Here is a 19,101-nt window from a genome sequence, read left to right as displayed (position 1 = left end):
TGAAGAGCGCGCCCGCTACGCGGTCGATCGCAGCCTACGGCAGCGGCTACAGGGAACGGTGTTATGCCAGGGCCTGCTTGAGGTGGTCGATACTCGCGCCGATCGCCCGCTGGATATCCACCAGCCCATGCACGCTGTCGGCGAACGGCTCGAACGACAGGTGGCCGCTGTAGCCACTGGCAAGCAGGGTCTCGATCTGCGCCGCGTTGCCGAGAATGTCGCCCTCGCCCACCAGCACCCGGTGGCCGTCGCGGATGCTCGCCAGCGGCGCCTCGCGATCCTCGACCCCGGAGATATGCACCAGCCCGGTCAGCTCGGGGAAGAACTCCTGCTCGCCGGCCAGGTGATGGTGAAAGGTGTCATGCACCAGGCGGAACACATCCAGCCCGCCGATGGCGCGGATCGCCTCCACCGCCGTGCGCTTGCGCCGCAGGGAACATTCCTCGAAACCCAGGGGTTCGATAAAACCGAGAATCCCGTGCTCGCGCAGGATCGGCGCCAGCTGCGTCAAGGCAGTGCGCAGGCCGGTGGCGCGTTCGGCTTCGCCGCAGGGGTCGGCGCGATCGTTCAGCGGGCACAGCACCAGGCCGCGGGCGCCGCAGTCGCGGGCATAGGCGGCGAGCTTCAGGGCCTGGGCGCGACGCTCGTCGTTCCAGACATCGAAGGGGTACAGCGCATTGATCGACAACACCTGGATGCCATGGGCCGCGCACAACTGGCGCACCTGTTGTGGCGGCGTGCCGTCTTCGATTTCCACGCCTTTGAGGTCATTGCGGATCTCGATGGCATCGGCTTTCAGGGTCACCGCCAGCTCGATGAACGCCGGCAGGGTCAAACGTGGGGCAACCATACGATTCAGGGCGAAACGCAGGGGCTGGCTCATTATTCTTGTTCTCCTGGGCAACGGGTTGAAGAGCTTTACTTGGCGGTCGGCATGCTGAACTCGGGGCCCTTGGCGATGCTGTCCGGCCAGCGCTGCATCACGCTCTTGTAGCGGCTGTAGAAACGCAGGCCTTCCTCGCCGTAGGCGTGGTGGTCGCCGAACAGCGAGCGCTTCCAGCCGCCGAAGGAATGCCAGGCCATGGGCACCGGAATCGGCACGTTGATGCCGACCATGCCGACCTTGATGTTGCGGGCGAAGGCCCGGGCCACGCCGCCGTCGCTGGTGAAGCAGGACACGCCGTTGCCGAATTCATGGGCGTTGATCAGCGCCACCGCGCTGGCGAAATCCGCTACCCGGACGATGCCCAGCACCGGGCCGAAGATTTCTTCCTGGTAGATGCTCATCTCGGTCGTCACGCCGTCGAACAGGGTGGCGCCAACAAAGAAGCCCTGCTCCGCGCCCGGCACCTTGAAGCCCCGGCCGTCCACCAGCAGTTGCGCGCCCTGGGCCACGCCCTGGTCGATGAAAGCTTCGACCTTAGCCTTGTGCTCGGCGGTCACCAGCGGCCCCATGTCGCTGTCGCCCTGCATGCCGTTACCGATCTTCAACTGGTCGATGCGCGGCCGCAGTTTCTCGATCAGCCGATCACCAACATCGCCCACCGCCACGGCGATGGAGATCGCCATGCAGCGCTCGCCGGCCGAGCCGTAGACCGCGCCGATCAGCGCGTCGGCGGCCTGGTCGAGGTCGGCATCGGGCATCACGATCATATGGTTCTTCGCCCCGCCCAGGGCCTGCACGCGCTTGCCGCGGGAGCTGGCCTGCCGGTGGATGTATTCGGCGATTGGCGTCGAGCCGACAAAGGAAATCGCTTCGATGTCCGGGTGCTGCAACAGCCCGTCCACCGCCGCCTTGTCGCCCTGGACCACGTTGAACACGCCATCGGGCAGCCCGGCTTCCGTCAGCAGGCGGGCCATCAGCAGGCTGGCGGACGGGTCGCGCTCGGACGGCTTGAGGATGAAGCAGTTACCGCTGACCAGGGCCAGCGGGATCATCCACAGCGGCACCATCACCGGGAAATTGAACGGGGTGACCCCGGCGCACACGCCCAGGGGCTGGCGCAGGTTCCAGTTGTCGATGCCGCCGCCGATGTTGTCGCTGAAATCGGTTTTCAGCAGGCTCGGCGCGCCACAGGCGAACTCGACGATCTCGATGCCGCGGGTCACTTCGCCGCGGGCGTCGGACAGCACCTTGCCGTGTTCGCGGGTGATGATCTCTGCCAGTTCGTTATGGTGCCGGTCCAGCAGTTCCTTGAACTTGAACATCACCCGCGAACGGCGCAGCGCCGATTGCTCGGACCAGGCCGGGAAGGCCTTCATGGCCGAAGCAACGGCATCGTCCACCGTCTTCTGGCTGGCCAGGGCGACCTGGGCCTGCACGCGGCCGGTGGCCGGGTTGAACACATTGGCGAAACGCTCGCCGCTGTCCTGCACCTGACCGTCGATGTAATGGCCGATTACCGGGGCGTCACTCATTGTTCTTGTTCTCCATTCGAAGGTTGGAAATCAGACTTTGGAAATCAGAGGTCCAGCAGCCAGCTGTGCTGCGGATCGTTGTGGAACTGCCAGACCCGCTTGGGCCCGGCCATGACGTTCAGGTAATAGGACTCGTAGCCATAGGGCACGCTGACCGGGTGGTAACCCTTGGGCACCACCACCAGGTCGCCGTGCTCCACGGCCATGGCCTCGTCGATGCTGCGGTCGTCGGTGTAGACCCGCTGGAACACGAAGCCCTGGGGCGGATTGACCTGGTGGTAATAGGTCTCTTCGAGAAAGCTCTGGTGCGGCAGGTCGTCGGTGTCGTGCTTGTGCGGCGGGTAGCTGGAGGAATGCCCGGACGGCGTGCGCACCTCCACCACCAGCAGCGAATGGGCCGGCTCGCTGTCCGGCAGGATGTCGCACACATAGCGGGTGTTGGCGCCCTTGCCGCGCACGCTGCGCTTCATGCTCGCAGGAAGGATCAGCCGGGGGCCGAGGCCCTTGGCGGCGGAGCTGTTTGCAGTAGCGCCGGGAGCAGCGCAGACGGCGATCTGCACATCGCTCAGGGCCGTGACCTGGGCCTGGCTGCCGGGTGGCAGGTAGACGGCGAAGGGCGACTTGTCCTCGAACACCGATTGCCGGTCGCCGAGGTTGTCCCAGCCAAAGGCGCCCTGCCCCGGCGCCTCGCCCTGAATGCCGATGCGCCCGCTGAGCAGCACCAGGCACAGTTCTTTATCACCGGCACTGAGGGGCAGGCTTTCACCGAGGCTCAGGCGGTAGGCGGCAAAACCGACGTACTTCAATCGGCCCTCAGTCAACTGCACCATGGTCCGGCCCTTGGCCGCGCTTTTCACCAGCAGGCTCATTGTCCGGTCCTCTTATCGAGCAGCGCGCGCAGGGTGTCGTAGCCCTTCTTGGCGTAGATGTAACTGGGTGCCACCGCCGGGTCCTGCTCGGCCTCCACCACCAGCCAGCCCTGGTAATCGGCGGCCAGCAGCTCGTCCAGCAGCACGGCGAAATCGATGTCGCCATCCCCCGGCACGGTGAAGGTGCCGTTGATGATGCAGTCGGGGAAACTCCACAGGTTGTTGCGCGCCAGCTGCACCACCGGCTTGCGCACATCCTTGAAGTGCACATGGCAGATGCGCCCGATGTGCTTGCGCAGCACCTCCAGCGGTTCGCCGCCGCCCATGTAGCAGTGGCCCGAATCGAACAGCAGGCCGACTTCGCTGCCGGTCAGGCTCATCAACTTATCGATGTCCGCCGGCGATTCGACGTAGGCGCCCATATGGTGGTGGTACGCCAGGCGCACGCCCTGGGACAGGGTGAAACGCGCCAGCTCGGTGAGCTTGTCGGCGTATTCCTGCCAGGCCTGCTCGCTGTGAAAACGCGGACGCTCCACCAGGGCAATGCGCTGGCCCTGGATCGAGTCGGCGACTTCGCCGTAGACCAGCACCCTGGCGCCGTTCTGCGCCAGCAGCTGGACATGGCTGGCGATGGCGTCGATCTCCTCGGCCACCGAACGCCGCGCCAGGCGGCTGGAATACCAGCCCGAGACCAGCGCCAGGTCATAAGGCCGCAGCACATCGCCGACGCCCTTGGCATCCTTGGGGAACTTGCCGTTGAGCTCGAAGCCTTCGTAGCCGATCTCCTTGCCTTCGCTCAGCGCCGTGCTCAAAGGCGTTTCGCCGCCGAGGGACGGCAAGTCGTCGTTGCTCCAGGAAATCGGGTTGATGCCAATTCGGATTGCGGGCATGGCTGCACCTTTTATTGTTTTCTAAATAAGCCGTTGTTTCTGTAGGAGCCTGGACAGATCCTCGCCTCTGTAGGAGCGAGGCTTGCCCGCGATGAACGATGACGCGGTGTACCCGAGAGACCGCGTTGGCAGATTTCGCGGGCAAGCCTCGCTCCTACAGAAGAAGGTCAACCGCGGGCGGCGCGCCAGGCGTCGATCAGCTCGACGAAGGTCGCCTGCACCCGACGGATCAGGGTTTCATCGTCGATCTCACTGGCCAGCCAGGCCCGGCTCGGTTCATGGAAAATCGTGCGGCCCACGGCGAAGCCGCGGCAGGTGCGGCTGTTGCCGGCCTGGCGGAAGCCTTCGGCCAGGGCCGTCGCCGGGGCGTTGAGGCCCAGCAGAACCACGCCCCGGCAATAGGGATCGCGCTCCTCGATCAGCTCATCGAGCTGCTTCCACTGCTCGGCGCTCTGCGCCTCGATCTTCCACCAGGCCGGAAAGATGCCCAGGTTGTACAGGCGCTTGAGGGCACGGTAGAGCACGTCCGGATGAGTCGAGGGATGGTCCTTGGGCGGAATGATTTCCAGCAGCAGCTCATGGCCGCTGACCTGGGACGCCTGGTACAGACCCTTGATCTGCGCTTCCTGCTCCAGGCGCAGCAGCGGCTCGTCGTCCGGGTGGTATTGCACCAGGCACTTGATGATCTGCTCCTGGGGCCAGGCAATCAGGTTGCTGCCAATCGAACGCCCATGTTCGAAGGCCAGCGGCCGCGAGCCCTGGACTTCCACCGGCCGCGCCACCCACCAGCCTCGGCCGGTGGCGGCGTTCAGCGAATCCTGGCCGAAACGCTGGTCGGCCAGCAGGCCGACATCGGCCTCGACGCCCTGCCCGTGCAAGTCGGCCTCGACCCGCTCCACCGCCTGGATAAACAGCTGCTTGAGTTGGCCGATGGCCTTGAGCTCGCGCCCGCCCTTCTGCGCCAGTTCCACCAACTGCCCGCGATGGTCGAAGGCGAAGATGAACAGCTGCTTCCAGGCCTTGCGCGGCACGCTGACCTGATGCAGGCGCTGCAGGGTGGTGTCCTGGTCCGGCCGGGTGATGGGCACCGGGCTGTTGAACAGGTAATCCAGCTCGGCGCGGGTCGGCATCGCCGGCGCGCAGGCATGGCGCGACACGACTAAACCGCCGCAGGCGTTGGCCAGCTGGCAGCAGCGCTCGTCGCTGGCGTCCTCCAGCCAGCCACTGAGGAAGCCGGACATAAAGGCATCGCCCGCCCCCAGCACGTTGAGCACCTCGACCCGCACCCCGGGGTAAATGGCGCCGTCTTCCAGGCGCGCCGGGATCGCCCCGTGGATCACCGTGCAGCCCTGGGGGCCGAGCTTGACCACCAGGGTCGCGGCGGTCAGCGAGCGCACGGTGCGCAAGGCGCCGAGCAGGTCGTCGCTGCCGCCGGCGATAAGGAATTCTTCCTCGGTGCCGACGATCAGGTCGAAGCGCGGCAGGATCTTCTGCACATGGGCGCTGACATTCTGGTCGGCGACAAATCGGGTCTCGCCGTCGGCCTTGCCCGCCAGGCCCCAGAGCACCGGGCGGTAGTCGATGTCGAGCACGCGTTTGACGTTGTGTTGCTCGGCGTACTCCAGGGCCTGGAGGCTGGCCTGGTACACGCCGTCGGTGGAGAAATGGGTGCCGGTGATCAGCAAGGCTTTGCTGGAGGCGATAAAGGCTTCGCTGATGTCTTCGGCGCGCAGGGCCATGTCGGCGCAGTTCTCGCGGTAGAACACCAGGGGGAAGGTTTCGCGGTCCTTGAGACCGAGCAGGACCAGAGCGGTCAGGCGCTGCGGGTCGACCTTGATCGCACTGACGTCGCAGCCTTCGCGGGCCAGGGACTCCACCAGGAACCGCCCCATGTGATCGTCGCCGACCCGGCTCAGCATCGCCGAGCGCAAGCCCAGGCGCGCGGTGCCGAAGGCGATGTTGGCGGACGAGCCGCCGAGGTATTTGGCGAAGCTGGCGACATCTTCCAGCCGGGCCCCGACCTGCTGTGCGTAAAGGTCGACGCCCAGGCGTCCGAGGCAAATCAGATCCAATTGACGCCCATTGGCAAAACGAGTCTGGCCCATGCTGGCTCCTGTTATTTTTATCAGCCTGCGCGTGGCACCGAGGAAGGCGCCGAACGCTCTTGGTGGATGCAGACTAAAACGTTCACCGGCACCAATCAATATTTTTTCTATAAATTTTTTACGTGGAATATTTTTTCCAATAAACTTTTTCAAGGCCGGTCCAGGCAGCGTGCATCGTTTCAGCAGGCTGCCTATGGGTCCGTGGCTCAAGATTTTCCCCGCGCCGACCCTGTAGACTGCGCACAGCCCACCTATTGTCAGGGAATGGATGAACAGGCCCGTTCCCATCAAGTACAAGCCAGTAAGCACAGAAGGATTGCCTATGTCCCGCACCGATCAGCCGGCCACGACCGAGAGCCCGCAAGACAGCGACCTCGCCAGCCCCCCGATCAATGCCGAACGCCTGCTGCAGCTGATCACCCAGGAATACGAAAGCCTGCCGCGCCAGCTCAAGCGCATCGCCAGCTACATGAGCCAGCAGAGCGACCGGATCATGGTCGACCGCATCAGCGACATCGCCCGCGAATGCGAGGTGCACCCTTCGGCCATCGTGCGCTTCTCCCAGCGCTTCGGTTTCAGCGGCTTCAGTGAAATGCAGGCGCTGTTTCGCGAGGCCTACACCCACAAGACCACCCCGGTACAGAACTACCAGCAGCGCATCCGCAGCATGATCGCCAACAAGTCGCAGAAGGCCAGCGGCGGCGACCTGGCGCGCGAATGCATCAACGCCACCCTGTCGGGCATCGAGCGCCTGGGCCTGGAACTGGATGACGCAGCCTTCGACAAGGCCGTGGACCTGGTGGTCAACGCCGACAACATCTACGTGGTCGGGGTGCGCCGCTCCTTCGCCGTGGCCGACTACCTGGTGTACAACCTGCAGCACACCAACAAGCGCATCCACCTGGTGTCGGGCCTGGGCGGCAGCTACCGCGAACAGATGCGCAGCATCCGCCCCAACGACCTGGTGATCGCCATCAGCTTCACCCCCTACGCCAAGGAAACCCAGCACTGCCTGCGCATCGCCCAGCACCACCAGGCCAAGACGCTGATCATCACCGACAGCAACCTGTCACCCCTGGCCAAGCGCGCCAACAGCGTGCTGCTGGTCAACGAAGGCAGCTCCTTCGCCTTCCGCTCCCTGAGCGCGACCCTGTGCCTGTGCCAGGCGCTGTTCATCGCCGTGGCCTACCGCCTGGAACTGAAGGTCGACGAGATTCACGAGCAGGCGGGGTTCGAGGACTGAGCCTCACCCCGCCGAGTGCGTATGCGCCTGCAACGCCCCCGGCACGCCGGTGCGGATCAGGCCGCCCTCTTCGACCCAGGTCAGGGTCTGCTGGTGGGCCCGTTGCAGCAGTTGCTCGGTCTGGCTGAAGTCGAACACCGAAATGCCCAGCGGACACAGCGGCGCGACCACATGAATCGCCGCCTGTGGCGAATACAGTTCAATGTCCCGCACCAGCTGGCGCATGCTCATCAGGTTCAGGGTGTGCAAGGCCAGGGCGATCAAGCCGCTCGGCGGTCGTGGGCAGGCGCAACCGAATCCGGTCGGCACCACTATGACCCGGGTCGCGCCCAGCGACACCGCCGCGGCGATCGGGGTGTTGCTGGCGACACCGCCGTCGACCAGCAGCTTGTCGCCGATCTGCACCCAGGGAAACACCAGGGGAATCGCGGCACTGGCCAGCAGGGCCTGCTCGACGCTGCCGCTGGATAACAGCTCCTCGGCCCCGGTGAGCAGGTTGGTGGTGACGATATGCAGGGGCAGTTCGGTGTCTTCGATGCGGGTGACCGGCAGCACCCGGCGCACCAGGCTCGCCAGCGCCGACGAGGGCAACAGGCAACCGCGGCGCTTGAGCAAGGAAGACAGCGCGTCAATGAAGGAAAACGGAAACACATCGGCTTTGTGCAAGCCACGCCAGAAATCGGCCAGTTCGGCGACCCCGCGGGCATTGGGCCTGGCGGCAAAGTAGGCACCGTTGAGGGCACCGACCGACGCGCCGACCACCAGGTCGAACACCACGTGCTTTTCGAGCAGCGCCCGCAGCATCCCTACCTGGACAGCCCCGAGGCTGCCACCACCGGCAAGGACAAGGGCGGTTCGGGTGGGATGCATAGCGCTTCTCCTGCCGATGTTCAGCCATTGCTTCCTACACAATAGCGCTGCCACACCGGGCTACGAGGCCGTCTGGCGGCTCCCTCGCATGACATGCTTTTCATCTGAAAGACCGGCACCGGCTACGTCGCTCACCTACGCTGGGTAACGGATGCTCCACAGCACAAGAGTGCTGCGCTGTTCAATCAAGTGCTGGTCATGGGCATCAGGATAAATCCCTCGCAGTGCCAGGGAAGTTTGAGGTTCAAGTTCAAACTCACGCAAGGAGCGCATCATGACCGATAAAGCATACGCAATTCTTCTGTATTCCGAAGACGAGGATAATGGCTACCTTTACTTCCCCATTAAACGCGCCAATCTGGTTTATGGCGGCATGCCGCAATTCTTCGGTGGCACCAAGAATGCGGGAGAGACTGATCACGACACTATCGCCAGGGAGATGAAAGAGGAAAGCGATGGCAAAGTTACCTTGGGGGCCGGTGGACTGACGTCAATCTACAAGTCCAAGGTTGGCAACAATAACTACAGTTTTTATGTAGCGGAAAACTACGTAGGGACGAACTTCCTGGGCAGCCTGACCAACAGCGAGATGAGCAGTATCCAGCAGTTCTTCGTCCAGATTGGACAGGAGGACGATATTGAGGATCTGCTGAAATCACTCAAGATCGTTCCGACTGCAGAGTTTATCGAGTCCGAAACCTATGAGGCATTCAATCGGGCTATCGCGTGGAGTGAAAAATAAGGCAGCGGATTGAGATGCACAGCGTTTTGTTGAGCATTTCAAACCGGAACAGTAGAACGTGTTCAATACTGCTTCGGACGCTTAAACCCGCAGCGCAATATCAGGCTGCGGGTTTCCAATCGTTATCAACGATACACAGGTAGAAGTGCCTGGAGGGCCTTTTACAACTTCGCGCTCATGTAACCGACCTCATGTTTCCAGCTCCCTCGAACATTGCACCAACAGGCTGCCCGAGAACTTTCATCCTCGCCTCATTAAACCTGGAATACCCGTCATCGGTGATTGACAGCAATAACCAAGCCCCCGATAGCCAACCCCGGACATTTGTCGCTAAATTAGCCATTGCCCTCCCCTGTCTCGTTGTTTCGCACAAGGAAATGCTCAATGAAACTGATCGGTATGCTCGATTCACCCTATGTTCGCCGTGTCGCCCTCACCCTCAAGCGCCTGGATATCTCGTTCGAGCATGAGGCGTTGTCGGTGTTTCGCACCTTCGAGCAGTTCCAGCGCATCAACCCGGTGGTCAAGGCACCGACCCTGATCTGCGACGACGGCACGGTGCTAATGGATTCGTGCCTGATCATCGACTACCTGGAAGCCCTGGCCGGCCGTAGCCTGTTGCCGGCGGCGCCCCAGGCGCGGGCCCACGACCTGCGGCTGATCGGCCTGGCGCTGGCGGCGTGCGAGAAGTCGGTGCAGATCTACTACGAATACCAGCTGCGCCCCGCACAGAAACAGCACGAACCGTGGCTGGAGCGGGTTCGTGGGCAATTGGCGGCAGCCTATGGCGAGCTGGAGAGAGAATTGGAGAAACGTCCGCTGGCCACTGACGGCGGCATCGATCAGGCCGGTATCAGCCTGGCCGTGGCCTGGAGTTTTACCCAATTGGTGGTGGCCGAGCATCTGGATGCCACGCGGTTTCCAAGGGTCAAGGCGTTTGCGGAGTACGCGGAAGGGTTGGAGTTGTTTGTCAGTACGCCGATGGTTTGAGGCCACGAGACGGCGCGGTGTTTCAGTAACACCGCGTTATCGTTTACCTCCATCGCGGGCAAGCCTCGCTCCTACAGAAGAAGAACGTGTGCATCTGTAGGAGCGAGCGGGCGGCGATCCGACTTGCCCGCGATAAAACTACAAGGCGACGCGGTGCTTCTGAAGCACCGCGCCAGGCTCAGCCCAGCGCCACCTGCAACGGCGCCACCGCCTGCAAGCCGAAACGCTCGGCGAGGAACGGCGTGATATCCAACGGCAACGGCTCCTCGTTCACCAACCGATCCAGCAGCACCCCAGTGATCGCCGAGGTCAGGATGCCGGTGCGGAAATGCCCGCAGGCGTTGAGGTAGCCCTCCACCCCGCACATCGGCCCGAGGATCGGCAGTTCATCCGGCGAACCCGGGCGCAAACCGGCCCAGCAGCGCTTGAGGTTGACCTGTTCGAGCTGCGGCACGCAGCGCACCGCGCCCTGCACCAGGCCCTGGATTTCCCGGTAGGTGGTGCTGATATCGAAGCCCTTGTCCTCGGTGGTGCTGCCGATCAGGATCTCGCCGTTGTCCTTCTGCGCCATGTAGCAATCGCTGGTGGTCAGGCAACCATTGAGCAGTTGCGGCATGCGCTCGGTAAGCAGGATCTGGCCCTTGACCGGCTTGACCGGAATGCTCGCGCCGGTGGCTTGCAGGCTCAGCTCGGCGGCCCAGGCGCCGGCGGCGTTGATCAGGGTGTCGCAATGGAACAGCCCCGCCTCCGCCGTCTGCACCCCGCTGATCCGGCTGCCCTGGTGCAGCACGCCGGTAACGTTGGTGTTGAAGTACATGTCCACGCCGTTCTGCCGCGCGCCTTCGGTGTAGGCGTCGGCCAGGCGGAACGGGTTGACCTGGTGGTCGCAGAGGAACTCCAGGGCACCCTGGGCGTGATGGCTGACGTTCGGCTCCGCCTTGCGCAGCGCCGCCTGGTCGAGCCAGCGCACCTGATGGGACAGGTGCGGGATGCAGGCCACGATGTGCTCGGCGTAGAGCCGGTCCTCGTCGTCGTAGATCACGAACTTCAGCCCGGTGCGCTCGAACTTGAAGTCCATGCCGTGGCGCTCGCGCAGTTCCTCGTGCAACTGTGGGTACAAGCCGTTGGATTGCAGGGCGAAGTCGAAGAACGACTGCGGCAGGATATGCGGCGTGCTGGAGTCCACCAGCACCGCCGAACCCTGGGCCTGGCGCTTGTTGCGCGCCGACATCATGCGAAAGAAGATCACCCCGCAGCCCAGCCCCACCGACTCGCCGATGGCCCACAGGCCGCCGGCCGAGGCGCGGGTGGCGTTGCCCGGGCGCTTGGCGTCGATCAACGCCACCCGCAGGTTCTTGCGCTTGGACAACTGGTACGCGCAGGAAGCGCCGATCACACCACCGCCAGCGATGACCACGTCGTAGAACTTACTCATGATTCAAAGCATCCTTGCTCGGTTGAGGGAAAGCGGAAAAGGGAATCGGGTCCAGGGGGAAACGCGGGCGCAGCCAACCCACATCCTGGCGCCCGGTGGCCTGGCGCAAACGGTCGCTGCAATAGCCCACGCACATGCGGCCCTGGCAGTCGCCCATGCTCACCCGGGTACGCATCTTCAGGCTGGCCATGTCCTGCACGCCCTGCTCCAGGGCGCGGTCGATATCGCCACGGGTCGCGTGTTCGCAGCGGCAGATCAGGGTGTCGGCGGCCGGCAGTTCGATCTGCCCGGTGCCGCGCTCGGTGTAGCGGTCCACCGCCGCACGGAAACGGGTGATGGAAGCCAGTTTGCTCTGGTACTTCTGGCGCCGCTCCAGGGCCGCCTCGTTGCTCAGCACATCGCGCTGCATCAGGATCGACAGCGCGGCGATGCGCCCGGTGAGCATCGCCGCCTCGCCGCCGCGAATCCCGCCCATGTCGCCGGCCAGGTGAATGTGCGGCTCGCTGCTTTGCTGCCAGACATTGGCCGTGGCCCGCAGGTAGCCGTCATGGCTGAAGCCGTGGTTGAGGCCCATCTGCTGGCTGAGCTGGGTACGCGGGATAAAGCCGTAGCCCACCGCCAGGGTCTGGGCGGCGATCTGTTGCTGGCGGCTCAGGTCCGGTTCCCAGCTCGCCGAGTACGGCGCCACGCTGACGCTTTCCAGGCCGTCCGTGCCCTGGGCCTCGACCACGCCCCAGCCGTAATGCACAGGAATGCGGTGCAGCTTGAGGTAGGCGAGCATGCTCAGGCCATCGAGGAACAGCTGCGGCTTGTTCAGCAGCGCCAGGCTTTCCTTGGCGATCCGGCCAAAGGCGCAGGCCTCGTAGACCGCCGCCACGTTCGCGCCACTGGCGTGCAACTGGCAGGCCACCAGCGGCAGCAGCGGCCCGGTGCCGGCGATCACCACCGGCCCGCGCGGCTTGACCACGCCGCTCTTGATCTGCAGCTGCAAGCCGCCCAGCAGCATCACCCCGGGCAAGGTCCAGCCGGGAAACGGCACGCTGCGCTCATGGCAACCGGCGGCCAGCAGCAACTGCGGATAGGCCACCTCCTGTAGTTGCTCGTCGGCATCCAGCAGGACCAGGCTGCCCTTGCCTTCGGCCCCTACCACCCGGTGGTTGAGGCGTACGTCGATCATCTGTTCGCAGTCGGAAAAGGCGCCGTGCAGTTTCGCCAGGGCTTCGCAATAACGCGGCCCCAGGTAGTCCAGCTGCACGCCGTCGCGCAGCGGCCCGCGATAGACCACACCGCCCAGGCGCGAGGCCTCGTCGATCAGGGTGCTGCGCACCCCGTGCTCGGCCAGTTCGATGGCGGCGGCCATGCCCGCGGGGCCGCCGCCGACGATCAGTGGATTCAGGCTCATAGCACCTCCTCCGCGGCAATGATGCGGTTGACCTCGGTCTGCACCTGCATGCCCGGCCGCACCTGGGTCTGGCAGGCCCGGCGCTTGTGTCGGCCGTCGATCTGCACCAGACAGCAATGGCACACGCCCATGCCGCAATAGGCGCCGGCCAGCTGGCCGTGGTCGTTGCGCGCCACCTGACGCAGCCCGAGGGACTGGATGACGCTGAGTACGGTTTCACCAATCGCCGCCGTCACCGGCTGGCCATTGAGGCTGATGGTCATATCCGCCTGTTGCAGCGGCTGGATATCGAAGGTTCGTTCGGTATGGCGCATCAGGAAATTCGTCCTTGAGTGAAGAGGAATGCCAGCGTCCTGCTGTGCATCGGCGTGAGCCTGGTCATCGACCCTGATCACGGTTGCGCGACGCCAGCTCCTCGGGGCTGAACACCAGGCCAATCTAGTAGGTTTGTCGAACAAGAACATTGATCTGGGCCAAGCAAAGCGGAAGGCTCTGGAATGCGCCTCCCGCCGTCCTGCCCTAACTGGAAAACACGTAGCGACCCTTGACCTTGCGCGGCCCGATGAAAGCGAAATCCGGAAAAATCAGACTGCGCACATACATCGCGAAAAACACCACCCCCAAGGTCATGGCCGCGCCGATCAGGGTACCCAACGGGTCCTCGGTATAACCTTCGAACAATCGGGGGAATTGTGACAGGGTCAGAAGGGCATAGAGGCTGTAGGCGTTCACCGAAGGTTTATGGAAGCCCCAGGCGAACAGCAGCGGCACCAGGCCGCCCAAGAGCGCGAATACCCATGCGGCCTTCGGGCCGATGACCGAGCCGAGGAAGAACCCGGCCACCGCGCCGACGACCGCCTGCAACAGCATCACCGCCAGCAGGATCTGGATCTTGCGCCGGTGCCGCGCATAGAGCTCTGGGTCGGAATAAGCGGCAATCCAGAACGCCAGCAGCCGCTCCTTGATCCCGCTGCCGGCAAACGCGGCAAAGGTTTCGCCCCTGGAGCGCCCGGCCTCGAGGCTGGCGATGACTTGGCGCCTGGCTTGCTGTTTGTCCATTCGACTTGTCCTCGATAGTGCCCTCCGGCGGCGCCGTGCCGGCAACGCTAGTAGAGGCGCCCGGGCCTGTCCAATCGGCGTCTGCGGGTGTTATTTGCGCTTGTAGCTTTTGCTGCCGCTCGGGGTCAGGCAATAGACCCCGCCCCGTGGCCCGGTGCAGAAACTGCCACCGCCACAGGGGCAGCCGTCGCTGCTGCGCAACAGGCTCTGTGGACGCGCGGCCTGGCCCGAGTTGCCGTAGCGCGCGGCGCAGTTTTGCTTGGAGCCGCTGATGGAACCGTCGTTGCACAGGAACAGCTCGCCGTCGCAACCGGCGATCCCGCCTTTCTTGCCCGAGCACGGCTGATTGGCGGCGAACGCCGGAGCCGCCGCCAGCAGCAACAGGCCAACGCCCAGGGCTTTCCAGTCGAGGTAATCAGGTAGGTGCATTGCGCAGCGTCCATGCCAGCCGGTAATAGCTGGATGATATCAACGATTGCCCCACCCGGCCCGCCTGCTACCCTGCGTTCGCCAGGGCGCTGGTATGAAGATGAAAGATTTTTTAGAAAGCCCGCGGCGATTTCTTGGCAAAATGCAGGCCTGCGTCATGAAATCTCCAATCAGGTAAGCCCTTATGACCCGCATTCTGACCATCGAAGACGATGCCGTAACCGCCCGCGAAATCGTGGCGGAACTGAGCAGCCACGGGCTGGACGTGGATTGGGTCGACAACGGTCGCGAAGGCCTGGTGCGCGCCGTCAGCGGCGACTACGACCTGATCACTCTCGACCGCATGCTGCCCGAGCTGGACGGCCTGGCGATCGTCACCACCCTGCGCACCATCGGCGTGTCGACGCCGATCCTGATGATCAGCGCCCTGTCCGATGTCGACGAGCGCGTGCGCGGCCTGCGCGCCGGTGGCGACGACTACCTGACCAAACCCTTCGCCTCCGACGAGATGGCGGCCAGGGTCGAGGTGCTGCTGCGGCGCAAAAGCACGGTGCAGGAATTCGAAACCAGCCTGCGGGTGGCCGACCTGGAGCTGAACCTGATCAGCCGCGAAGCGACCCGCGCCGACCAGTTGCTGAGCCTGTTGCCCACCGAATACAAGCTGCTGGAATTTCTGATGCGCAACACCGGCCAGATCCTCTCGCGGATGATGATTTTCGAGGAGGTCTGGGGCTATCACTTCGACCCGGGCACCAACCTGATCGACGTGCATATCGGCCGTCTGCGTAAAAAAATCGATCCGCCTGGCATGACCCCGCTGATCCGCACCGTGCGAGGCTCGGGTTATGTCATTGCTGAACCCCTCTAAGGGCTGGCGCTCCTCCAGCAGCCGCCTGCTGGCGCTCTACAGTTCGCTGTTCGTGGCCTGGAGCTGCATCCTCATGGGCGTCATGTACTACGAGGTGTCCGGCTACCTGGAAAGCCTCGCCAAGCACTCGCTGATGCAGCGCCAGCACCTGTTCGCGCGCTTCCAGGGCGAGCAGCTGGAAGAAGCCCTGACCACCAGCATGACCTTCGACATGCGCGCCATCGACGCCTATGGCCTGTTCGACGAGCGGCGTCACTACCTCAGCGGGCCGATCCGCGAGATCCCCGACGACCTGCCGCTGGACGGGCAGATCCACGAGCTCAAGAGCTGCATCGACTCCGACGACCCCAGCCTGCCCCGCGACAGTTGCGATGCGGTGGCCACCTACACCCGCGATGGCCGCTGGCTGATCCTGGTGCGCGACAACGGCTCGCTGTTCGCGGTGACGCGGATCATTCTCCACGCGCTGCTGTGGGGCGTGTCGCTGACCATCATCCCCGGCGCCGCCGGCTGGCACCTGCTCAGGCGCCGGCCGCTGCGGCGCATTCGCGGCATCCAGGCCAGCGCCGAGGCGATAGTCGCCGGCGACATGACCCATCGCCTGCCGCTGTCCAACCGCCGCGACGAGCTGGACATGCTGGCGGCCATCGTCAACGCCATGCTCGACCGCATCGAACGGCTGATGAATGAGGTCAAGGGCGTGTGCGACAACATCGCCCACGACCTGCGCACCCCGCTGACCCGCCTGCGCGCCCAGCTGTACCGCATGCAGCAACAGGCGGTCGAGGGCACGCCCGAAGCCTTGCAGCTGGACCAGGTACTGGCCGAGGCCGATCGATTGATGGCGCGTTTTCGCGGCTTGCTGCGGATTTCCGAAATCGAGGACCACCAGCGCCGCTCGGGGTTTGTCGAACTCGACCCGCTGCCGTTGCTGCGCGAGCTGTATGACTTTTACCTGCCGCTGGCCGAGGAAGGCCAGTTGACCCTGACCCTGGATGTACCCGACAGGCTGCCGAGCCTGACCGGCGACCGCGCCCTGCTGTTCGAGGCCCTGGCCAACCTGTTGAGCAATTCGATCAAGTTCACCCCGCCGGGCGGCGAGGTGATTCTGCGCGGGGTGGAGGATGGCGGCTGCACGCGCCTGGAAGTCCTCGACTCCGGCCCCGGCATCCCCGAAGCCGAGCGCAAGGCGGTGTTCCAACGCTTCTACCGGGTCGACGACAGCAACTCCCACGGTGGCTTCGGCCTCGGCCTGTCCATAGTCGCGGCCATCGTCAGCCTGCACGGCTTCAAGCTCGACGTCGGCAGCAGCGACAGCGGCGGCGCGCGCCTGAGCCTCGACTGCCGGCCCAATCTGATCGCCAAGAGCTGAGTACTGGCCTCGTCGCTACTGGGCAACGCAGGCATCTGTAGGAGCGAGGCTTGCCCGCGAAAAATCCTCATGGCAACGCGGTGTTTCAGGCAGCCCGCGTTATCGTTCACCACCATCGCGGGCAAGCCTCGCTCCTACAGATGCGGTTCCCCGCTCAGGCGCTGCGGTCAGGACAGGTGCACCAGGCTGATGGAGTTGCTGCGCAACTCGTACAGCAGCTCCTCGATCATCGCCAGCACGTCCGCTTCTGTCGCAAGCGCGCGCGGGTCGATGCCGGTGACCACCAGGTCGACCCGTCCGCTTTCAGGCTCGAAGACCCGCAGGGTCAGTGTGGAATCAGAGCCGGTGCTGAAGGCACAGGCCAGGGGCGCGAAGCCCTGTTCGATATAGCGGCGCAACTGCGCCTGGGAAATCACCCAGGCCTCCCTCAGCGACGGCGCCACAACAGGCCGGCCAGCAGGCCGACCCCGGCGAGGATGGCGACGCTGGCCAAGGGTTTGTTGCGGACAAAAGTGGAGACGCTGTCCAGGGCATCGCCATAGGTTTCCTGCAACTGCCCCGCGGCCTGGCGGGCGGCGCCTTCCAGGCGCATCTGCTGGTCATCCAGCAACTCGCCTACTGCGCCCTGGGCCTTGCCGGCCACCGTGCCCACCGCACCTTTGATCTGTTCGCTACGCATCGTGCATTCCTTCAGCTGATGATATTCGGTGAACGGCCCGTGTCCACCACGGCACCGCATATCACCCAGCCTAAGAAACCCCGTGACGCCGCAGAAGCGTCATTTGTACTGGTGACACTGGTGCATTTGCACCGGTCAGCGCTGCACCTTTCAGCGCTGTGTCTTGCCGCGACGGTCGCCGCTGAACAGCCCGCGTTCGCGAGCCCAGACAATGGCCTCGGCGCGGCTGTGCACCGCCAGCTTGGAATACACCGTGGCCAGGTGATTGCGCACCGTGCTGAGGGCCAGCTGCAGGCGCGCGGCAATCTCCTTGTCGGCCAGGCCCTCGCAGATCAGCCCGAGCACATCGCGCTCGCGGGCGGTCAGGTCGGTAAAGGACGCACTGGGCTGCTCGGCCTGGTTGGCGCTGCGCACATTGGCCAGTTTTTCGATCAGGGTCTGGCTGAACCACGAGGCATCGCGCATCACCTCCTCGATCGCCGACACCAGCTCCAGCTCGGAGCGCTTGCGCTCGGTGATGTCCATCAGCACCAGCAGGTAGCTGGGCTTGTCCTGGATGTCCACGGTGTCGGCCGAGACCACGCAGTCGAGCCGTTCGCCGCCCTTCTTCAGCACCCTGAGGTCGAGGTTGCGCACATCGGCGCTTTTCTCCAGAGCGCCGAACAGGCTGGCGCAGGCCTGCGGGCTGGCGATAAAGCCGACCTCTTCCACGGTCTTGCCCAGCAGCTCTTCGGCGGCGTAACCGGTGCTGTCGAGAAAAGCCTCGTTGACATCGACTATCTGCTGGCTGTCGGCACCGCACACCAGGGTCGGCACCGGCGTCAGGCGGAAGGCCTTGGCAAAACGCTCCTCGCTCTGGCGCAGGGCGGTCTCCGCCTTGCGCCGCGGCTCCAGGTCCATAAAGGAAAACAGCATGCAGTCTTCTTCATTGATATCCAGTGGCTGGCCAGCGACTATCACCAGCTTGCTGCCACCCTCGGGCAGGCGCAGCTCGGCCTGCATCTGCGGGATGGTCGCGCCCTGGTTCAGGCGCTCGATGGCCAGATCCTTGCGCTCGGCGCCCTCCAGCACATCCACCTCGTACACCGAGCGGCCGATCACCTGGTCGCGGGCATAGCCGGTCATTTCCAGGAAGCCCTGGTTGACCTTGATGTAGCGCAGGTCGCTAAGGCGGCAGATCACCGCCGGCGCCGGGTTGGAATTGAAGGTCTTCTCGAAACGCTGTTCGGCGCTGGCCCACTCGGTGGCGTCGCTGAGGATCAGCACCAGGGACTCCACCTCGCCGGCGCGGTCGGTGAGGATCATGCTGCGCACCCGATGCACCCAGGTGCGTTCCCCCTCGCCCTCGCCGCTGCGCACCTCCACCACCACATCGCTGAAGGTCTCCCCGGCGGCGACCCTATTGATCGGGTAGCTCTCCAGGGCCAGGGGGTGATTGTTGCGATAACGCAGGGCGAAACGCTCGGCGTACTGGCGGTCATCGGCGCCCAGCTCGCCGATGGCTTCGACCCCGTGCATGGCCAGCGCCGCCTCGTTAGCCCAGACAATGCGCCGGTCCGGCTCAAGCAGGATGACCCCGTCGGACAGTCCGGAAATGATCTGCTGCAACTGGCGGCGATTGGTTTCGGTGGCGAGTAGGTCCTGGCTCATGGCAGCTCCTGAAGTGCCCGCACTCTTGGCAAGGCGGCGGATAAAGGGGGCAGAAGCTACGACCACGGCGCATCGCCATC

The 19,101-nt window shown here is 64.3% G+C and carries 19 protein-coding genes; 5 read left to right on the top strand and 14 right to left on the bottom strand.

Translation table 11 applies throughout. The features are described from left to right. Window positions 1-61: 61 nt before the first annotated feature. The 5 genes from C4K38_RS12630 to C4K38_RS12610 form a co-directional block, all read right to left on the bottom strand. Window positions 62-883 (bottom strand): TIM barrel protein, encoded by an 822-nt coding sequence (locus tag C4K38_RS12630; protein WP_053278665.1) that lies wholly within the window; start codon window positions 881-883, stop codon window positions 62-64. 35 nt (window positions 884-918) lie between these two features. Then, a complete protein-coding gene (locus C4K38_RS12625) occupies window positions 919-2,418 on the bottom strand; it encodes a CoA-acylating methylmalonate-semialdehyde dehydrogenase (RefSeq protein WP_053278664.1) in 1,500 nt (499 codons plus the stop codon). Between the two features lie 44 nt (window positions 2,419-2,462). Next, entirely contained in the window at window positions 2,463-3,287 is an 825-nt protein-coding gene (gene iolB, locus C4K38_RS12620) for a 5-deoxy-glucuronate isomerase (RefSeq protein ID WP_053278663.1), read from the bottom strand. After that, on the bottom strand, window positions 3,284-4,177 hold the full coding sequence (iolE, locus tag C4K38_RS12615) for a myo-inosose-2 dehydratase (RefSeq protein WP_053278662.1): 894 nt from the start codon (window positions 4,175-4,177) through the stop codon (window positions 3,284-3,286). The genes iolB and iolE overlap by 4 nt, the downstream gene beginning before the upstream one ends. A 167-nt stretch (window positions 4,178-4,344) precedes the next feature. Further along, entirely contained in the window at window positions 4,345-6,282 is a 1,938-nt protein-coding gene (locus C4K38_RS12610) for a bifunctional 5-dehydro-2-deoxygluconokinase/5-dehydro-2-deoxyphosphogluconate aldolase (protein WP_053278661.1), read from the bottom strand. A gap of 322 nt (window positions 6,283-6,604) precedes the next feature. Between C4K38_RS12610 and C4K38_RS12605 the strand changes: the two genes are divergently transcribed. Beyond that, a complete protein-coding gene (locus C4K38_RS12605; RefSeq protein WP_009048462.1) occupies window positions 6,605-7,525 on the top strand; it encodes a MurR/RpiR family transcriptional regulator in 921 nt (306 codons plus the stop codon). Between the two features lie 3 nt (window positions 7,526-7,528). Here the strand turns inward: C4K38_RS12605 and C4K38_RS12600 are convergent, their stop codons facing one another. Then, the gene (locus tag C4K38_RS12600) at window positions 7,529-8,395 is read right to left on the bottom strand and encodes a patatin-like phospholipase family protein (protein WP_053278660.1); all 867 of its coding nucleotides are present in this window, start codon (window positions 8,393-8,395) and stop codon (window positions 7,529-7,531) included. Between the two features lie 274 nt (window positions 8,396-8,669). Here C4K38_RS12600 and C4K38_RS12595 point away from each other — a divergent pair, with 274 nt between their 5' ends. Beyond that, window positions 8,670-9,137, top strand: a complete 468-nt coding sequence (locus C4K38_RS12595; RefSeq protein ID WP_053278659.1) for an NUDIX hydrolase — start codon at window positions 8,670-8,672, stop codon at window positions 9,135-9,137. A 384-nt stretch (window positions 9,138-9,521) separates the two neighbouring features. After that, entirely contained in the window at window positions 9,522-10,127 is a 606-nt protein-coding gene (locus C4K38_RS12590) for a glutathione S-transferase (protein ID WP_053278658.1), read from the top strand. Window positions 10,128-10,305: 178 nt separating this feature from the next. Here the strand turns inward: C4K38_RS12590 and hcnC are convergent, their stop codons facing one another. The 5 genes from hcnC to C4K38_RS12565 all read right to left on the bottom strand — a co-directional run bounded on the left by hcnC (window position 10,306) and on the right by C4K38_RS12565 (window position 14,452). Then, window positions 10,306-11,562: a cyanide-forming glycine dehydrogenase subunit HcnC gene (hcnC, locus tag C4K38_RS12585; protein WP_053278657.1), complete on the bottom strand. Its 1,257-nt coding sequence runs from the start codon at window positions 11,560-11,562 to the stop codon at window positions 10,306-10,308. Next, window positions 11,555-12,964, bottom strand: coding sequence for a cyanide-forming glycine dehydrogenase subunit HcnB (hcnB, locus tag C4K38_RS12580; protein WP_053278656.1), 1,410 nt, complete (start codon window positions 12,962-12,964; stop codon window positions 11,555-11,557). The genes hcnC and hcnB overlap by 8 nt, the downstream gene beginning before the upstream one ends. Then, entirely contained in the window at window positions 12,961-13,278 is a 318-nt protein-coding gene (hcnA, locus tag C4K38_RS12575; RefSeq protein ID WP_041986661.1) for a cyanide-forming glycine dehydrogenase subunit HcnA, read from the bottom strand. The genes hcnB and hcnA overlap by 4 nt, the downstream gene beginning before the upstream one ends. A 205-nt stretch (window positions 13,279-13,483) precedes the next feature. After that, window positions 13,484-14,023, bottom strand: a complete 540-nt coding sequence (locus C4K38_RS12570; protein ID WP_053278655.1) for a hypothetical protein — start codon at window positions 14,021-14,023, stop codon at window positions 13,484-13,486. A gap of 90 nt (window positions 14,024-14,113) precedes the next feature. After that, the gene (locus tag C4K38_RS12565) at window positions 14,114-14,452 is read right to left on the bottom strand and encodes a YdcA family protein (RefSeq protein WP_053278654.1); all 339 of its coding nucleotides are present in this window, start codon (window positions 14,450-14,452) and stop codon (window positions 14,114-14,116) included. A gap of 184 nt (window positions 14,453-14,636) precedes the next feature. On the opposite strand from C4K38_RS12565, the gene C4K38_RS12560 reads away from it, so the two are divergent. Further along, window positions 14,637-15,320, top strand: a complete 684-nt coding sequence (locus C4K38_RS12560) for a response regulator transcription factor (protein WP_007930717.1) — start codon at window positions 14,637-14,639, stop codon at window positions 15,318-15,320. Then, window positions 15,298-16,692: a sensor histidine kinase gene (locus C4K38_RS12555; protein WP_053278653.1), complete on the top strand. Its 1,395-nt coding sequence runs from the start codon at window positions 15,298-15,300 to the stop codon at window positions 16,690-16,692. The genes C4K38_RS12560 and C4K38_RS12555 overlap by 23 nt, the downstream gene beginning before the upstream one ends. Before the next feature lie 167 nt (window positions 16,693-16,859). On the opposite strand, the gene C4K38_RS12550 is transcribed toward C4K38_RS12555, so the two are convergent. The 3 genes from C4K38_RS12550 to C4K38_RS12540 all read right to left on the bottom strand — a co-directional run bounded on the left by C4K38_RS12550 (window position 16,860) and on the right by C4K38_RS12540 (window position 19,021). Beyond that, window positions 16,860-17,108, bottom strand: a complete 249-nt coding sequence (locus C4K38_RS12550; RefSeq protein WP_053278652.1) for a DUF1652 domain-containing protein — start codon at window positions 17,106-17,108, stop codon at window positions 16,860-16,862. 11 nt (window positions 17,109-17,119) lie between these two features. Then, complete coding sequence (locus tag C4K38_RS12545) at window positions 17,120-17,371, bottom strand: CsbD family protein (RefSeq protein ID WP_053278651.1); 252 nt, start codon at window positions 17,369-17,371, stop codon at window positions 17,120-17,122. A 150-nt stretch (window positions 17,372-17,521) separates the two neighbouring features. Then, window positions 17,522-19,021, bottom strand: coding sequence for a helix-turn-helix transcriptional regulator (locus tag C4K38_RS12540; protein WP_053278650.1), 1,500 nt, complete (start codon window positions 19,019-19,021; stop codon window positions 17,522-17,524). Window positions 19,022-19,101: the final 80 nt, after the last annotated feature.

This window comes from Pseudomonas chlororaphis subsp. piscium (assembly GCF_003850345.1).
Lineage (GTDB): Bacteria > Pseudomonadota > Gammaproteobacteria > Pseudomonadales > Pseudomonadaceae > Aquipseudomonas > Aquipseudomonas piscium.
Note: the sequence above shows the minus strand (reverse complement) of the source record. Positions and strands in the feature narration are given on the sequence as shown.

What these genes read in the sequence shown, in the direction of transcription:
- C4K38_RS12630 (WP_053278665.1), bottom strand. Translation starts at nt 883, where the DNA reads ATGAGCCAGCCCCTGCGTTTCGCCCTGAATCGTATGGTTGCCCCACGT.
- C4K38_RS12625 (WP_053278664.1), bottom strand. Translation starts at nt 2,418, where the DNA reads ATGAGTGACGCCCCGGTAATCGGCCATTACATCGACGGTCAGGTGCAG.
- iolB (WP_053278663.1), bottom strand. Translation starts at nt 3,287, where the DNA reads ATGAGCCTGCTGGTGAAAAGCGCGGCCAAGGGCCGGACCATGGTGCAG.
- iolE (WP_053278662.1), bottom strand. Translation starts at nt 4,177, where the DNA reads ATGCCCGCAATCCGAATTGGCATCAACCCGATTTCCTGGAGCAACGAC.
- C4K38_RS12610 (WP_053278661.1), bottom strand. Translation starts at nt 6,282, where the DNA reads ATGGGCCAGACTCGTTTTGCCAATGGGCGTCAATTGGATCTGATTTGC.
- C4K38_RS12605 (WP_009048462.1), top strand. Translation starts at nt 6,605, where the DNA reads ATGTCCCGCACCGATCAGCCGGCCACGACCGAGAGCCCGCAAGACAGC.
- C4K38_RS12600 (WP_053278660.1), bottom strand. Translation starts at nt 8,395, where the DNA reads ATGCATCCCACCCGAACCGCCCTTGTCCTTGCCGGTGGTGGCAGCCTC.
- C4K38_RS12595 (WP_053278659.1), top strand. Translation starts at nt 8,670, where the DNA reads ATGACCGATAAAGCATACGCAATTCTTCTGTATTCCGAAGACGAGGAT.
- C4K38_RS12590 (WP_053278658.1), top strand. Translation starts at nt 9,522, where the DNA reads ATGAAACTGATCGGTATGCTCGATTCACCCTATGTTCGCCGTGTCGCC.
- hcnC (WP_053278657.1), bottom strand. Translation starts at nt 11,562, where the DNA reads ATGAGTAAGTTCTACGACGTGGTCATCGCTGGCGGTGGTGTGATCGGC.
- hcnB (WP_053278656.1), bottom strand. Translation starts at nt 12,964, where the DNA reads ATGAGCCTGAATCCACTGATCGTCGGCGGCGGCCCCGCGGGCATGGCC.
- hcnA (WP_041986661.1), bottom strand. Translation starts at nt 13,278, where the DNA reads ATGCGCCATACCGAACGAACCTTCGATATCCAGCCGCTGCAACAGGCG.
- C4K38_RS12570 (WP_053278655.1), bottom strand. Translation starts at nt 14,023, where the DNA reads ATGGACAAACAGCAAGCCAGGCGCCAAGTCATCGCCAGCCTCGAGGCC.
- C4K38_RS12565 (WP_053278654.1), bottom strand. Translation starts at nt 14,452, where the DNA reads ATGCACCTACCTGATTACCTCGACTGGAAAGCCCTGGGCGTTGGCCTG.
- C4K38_RS12560 (WP_007930717.1), top strand. Translation starts at nt 14,637, where the DNA reads ATGACCCGCATTCTGACCATCGAAGACGATGCCGTAACCGCCCGCGAA.
- C4K38_RS12555 (WP_053278653.1), top strand. Translation starts at nt 15,298, where the DNA reads ATGTCATTGCTGAACCCCTCTAAGGGCTGGCGCTCCTCCAGCAGCCGC.
- C4K38_RS12545 (WP_053278651.1), bottom strand. Translation starts at nt 17,371, where the DNA reads ATGCGTAGCGAACAGATCAAAGGTGCGGTGGGCACGGTGGCCGGCAAG.
- C4K38_RS12540 (WP_053278650.1), bottom strand. Translation starts at nt 19,021, where the DNA reads ATGAGCCAGGACCTACTCGCCACCGAAACCAATCGCCGCCAGTTGCAG.